This window comes from Eudoraea sp. (genome assembly GCF_049665975.1).
In the GTDB taxonomy this organism is placed as follows: Bacteria; Bacteroidota; Bacteroidia; order Flavobacteriales; family Flavobacteriaceae; genus Eudoraea.
Genome location: NZ_JBATGR010000186.1, coordinates 1 through 3,737, shown reverse-complemented (window position 1 = coordinate 3,737; position 3,737 = coordinate 1). Strand labels below are relative to the sequence as shown.

At 36.5% G+C, this 3,737-nt stretch carries 3 protein-coding genes and 1 pseudogene; all 4 read left to right on the top strand.

Annotation, left to right across the window (positions count from 1 at the left end):
* Positions 1–615: polyphosphate kinase 2 (locus tag WBN20_RS07080; protein ID WP_424281192.1), on the top strand; the 615-nt coding region annotated here is incomplete at its 5' end.
* Positions 616–618: 3 nt separating this feature from the next.
* Positions 619–1,428: a polyphosphate kinase 2 gene (gene ppk2, locus WBN20_RS07075; RefSeq protein ID WP_424274584.1), complete on the top strand. Its 810-nt coding sequence runs from the start codon at positions 619–621 to the stop codon at positions 1,426–1,428.
* 39 nt (positions 1,429–1,467) lie between these two features.
* A complete protein-coding gene (locus WBN20_RS07070) occupies positions 1,468–1,872 on the top strand; it encodes a hypothetical protein (RefSeq protein ID WP_424273776.1) in 405 nt (134 codons plus the stop codon).
* A gap of 79 nt (positions 1,873–1,951) precedes the next feature.
* Positions 1,952–3,737 (top strand): annotated as a pseudogene (locus WBN20_RS07065) (efflux RND transporter permease subunit); the annotation flags it as partial.

The window sequence follows — 3,737 nt, the reverse complement described above, 5'->3', positions numbered from 1 at the left end:
AAACGTTTTACCGAACACCTTAATCCCAGGTCAATGAGAGTTGTTGCACTTTCTAAACCTACCGACGTAGAAGGGGGTCAATGGTATTTTAGGAGATATATTAAAGAACTTCCAAATCCGGGTGAGATTGTTTTTTTTGACAGGAGTTGGTATAACAGAGCGGTAGTTGAACCCGTAATGGGCTTTTGCAATAAGCAAGATTATAATCAATTTATGGTCCAGGTTCCGGGGTTTGAACATATGCTCTATGAAGATGGCGTTCAGCTTATAAAATTTTGGTTTTCTATTTCCAAAAAAGAACAAAAAAAGCGAATAGAAAGTCGGTTATTAAATCCTTTAAAAAAATGGAAATTTAGTCCGGTAGATAAAAAAGGACAGGCTTTGTGGGATAAATACAGTTATTATAAAGAACAAATGTTTTCCAAGACACATACCACTTTCAGTCCATGGATAATTGTTAAGGCTAACAGCAAAAAGACTGCCCGTCTTGAGAGTATTCGTTATGTACTTTCCAAGTTTGATTATACGCGAAAAACAAAACACAAAACCAGCATATTACCAGATCCTAACATAGTTCTCAGGTATTACAGGCATATTGAACAAATTGACATATAGAAAATGACATCAAAGGACACAAAACAAATTCAACTTAGTGAAGATGATATTTCATTGCTTAACTCCCCTATTGGATTGAGAAGTCTATTATCTGATAAGAAGACTAATGTTGAAAAGGCCTTGCGATTAACGAAGCACGAACTAAAAATTAAAGAACTTCAAACAGAACTTATTAAGCTTCAAAATTGGGTAATAGCAAAAAACAAAAAAATAGTTGTAATTTTTGAAGGCCGGGATGCGGCGGGTAAAGGAGGAGCCATAAGAAGAATCACCGCATATATTAACCCCAGGCAATACAGGATAGTGGCCTTACCCAAACCAACTGTCGAGGAAACGGGGCAATGGTATTTTCAGCGTTATGTAAACAAACTTCCAAAACCCGGAGAAATGGTCTTTTTTGACCGAAGTTGGTATAACCGTGCGGTTGTAGAACCAGTGAATGGCTTTTGCACTAAGCAGCAGTATCAGAATTTTATGAAACAGGTAAATAGTTTTGAAAGAATGATCATGGATTCGGATACTTATTTAATAAAATTCTATTTTTCAATTTCCAAAGAGGAACAAGCTTTTCGGTTTAAGGAGATTAAATCTGATCCTCTAAAAAAGTGGAAAATGACCGCGGTAGACGAAAAAGCCCAGGAATTGTGGGATGAATACACTGAATTCAAAGTAAAAATGTTTGATCACACTCATTTAAAAGATTCTCCTTGGGTTATTATAAATGCCGATAGAAAAACAGATGCCAGAATTAAGGCCCTGAGTTATATAATAGAGACTATCCCTTATGAAATTGTTGAAGAGGAAGAGGTTTAAATAGAATATTTAAGATTGTCGTATATTTACTTTAGGATTATGATGGTAAAACTAGTTTCCTTAGCGGCTTCCTTCCTTATTCTGATACAAAGCTTCAACATTTGTATCAGAGATCTTGTTGATCTTAGTGAATTAATAGAGCATGCTAAATTTCATTCTGAAAAATATGGGGATAATTTGTTTGTCTTTATCTCAAAGCATTATGGTGAGCTTGAAGCGGATCACAATAAAAAACATCAGGAAGAAAAACAAGAACACGAAGAATTGCCATTTCAACACCAACCACATATGACCTTGCTTTCCGCTTTCATGATAAAGGATTTACAAGCTTATAATATTAAACCCGTTGACGATTTGGTAACTTCAGCTACAGATTTCTTTTATCAGGCTTCATATTCTAATTGCGAGAAAGAAGCCCCTTTCCAACCCCCCCGCGCGGTATAATTCATCTTCGTTTATTTTTTTCCTAGGCATAATTTTCCTTACTAATTATGCATGATTATCAATCATTATTCCATGGATTATGTTATCACGTATTATAGAATTCAGTATTAAGAAGAAGTTTATTGTCCTCTTATTCACCCTGATTTTAGTTGGATTTGGGCTGTATTCCCTAACCCAGATATCTATTGGTGCCGTTCCGGATGTTACCAATAATCAGGTTCAGGTAATTACCACTTCGAGAAGTCTATCTACCCAGGATATGGAGCAGTTTATTACCTATCCTGTTGAGCTTGAAATGGCGAATTTACCCGGTGTTTTGGAAATCAGGTCTATTTCTAAATTTGGGTTATCGGTTGTGACCATTGTCTTTGAAGATAAAATGGGAACATATCTGCCCCGTCAGTTAATTGCCGAAAAAATTAAATCTGCCTCGGAGAAAATCCCTGAAGGTTTCGGTAGCCCGGAAATGGGGCCTATTACTACGGGACTAGGAGAAATCTATCAGTATATCCTTGATGTAAAACCCGGATATAAAGGAAAATATTCGACTGTAGACTTAAGAACTATTCAGGATTGGGTGGTAAAAAGACAACTCTCAGGTATTCCCGGGGTTGTTGAAGTGAATACCTGGGGAGGATTTTTAAAACAATATGAAGTTGCAATTAGTACGGAAAAACTAAACGCGATGAAAATCACTGCAAAAGAGGTCATAAACGCTCTGGAATTGAACAATAGTGTTACAGGTGGTGGTTATATCGAAAAAGTAAATCAGGCCTATTTTATTCGTGGCGAAGGCTTAGCCACTTCTTTGGAAGACATTGAAAACATTGTAGTAAAAAATCAGAATTCAATCCCAATCTACATAAAAGATGTAGCTAAAGTTGGTTTCGGAAGTGCCACACGTTTTGGAGCTATCACAGCCAATGGCGAGGGTGAAAAGGTTTTGGGGCAGGTAATGATGCTTAAAGACGCAAACTCCAAAAAGGTTATTGATGCCGTTAAAGAACGAGTTTCAACAATCTCAAAAACATTACCTGAAGGGGTACAAATCAACGCCTTCCTGGATAGAAGTGAGCTTATAAATAAAACAACTTTTACGGTGACTGAAAATTTGATTTTTGGCTGTCTGATCGTAATTTTTGTTGTGGTCCTGCTATTGGGCAATTTACGTTCAGGTTTAGTGGTAGCCTCCGTAATTCCGCTCAGTCTGCTATTTGCTATTTTTATGATGTACCTTTTTGATGTTGATGCAAATTTGATGAGCTTAGGTGCCATCGACTTTGGAATAATTATAGATGGGGCAGTAATTATTGTTGAATTCATTGCATTTCAAATCTCCGGAAAACGGGATGAGATGAGTAAATTATCTCATTCTGAAAAAATAAAATTCACAGATAAAATAACTTACCAAGGGGCCTCCAAGATGATGAACTCCGCAATTTTTGGTCAGTTTATCATCCTGATCGTTTTCATCCCTATTCTTTCACTAAGCGGAGTTGAAGGTAAAATGTTCCGCCCTATGGCATTAACATTTAGTTTCGCCCTTATTGGTGCAATGATCTTATGTTTTACCTATGTTCCGGTAGTATCATCAATGTTCCTGAAACCTTCAGATCCTTCTAAAAAGAACATTTCAGTTCAATTAATGCGCTGGCTCAATAAATCTTTTGATCCGGTAATCCACTGGGCATTTAAAAGAAAAAAAATAGTGTTAGGTCTTGCGTCTTTAATCTTATTATTAACTATACCCCTTTTTATATCACTAGGCGGCTAATTTGTTCCAACATTAGATGAGGGTGATTTTGTAATACAACCTGTTTTAAAAACCGGGACATCGCTTAGTAAAACGGTAGAAACCACAACGA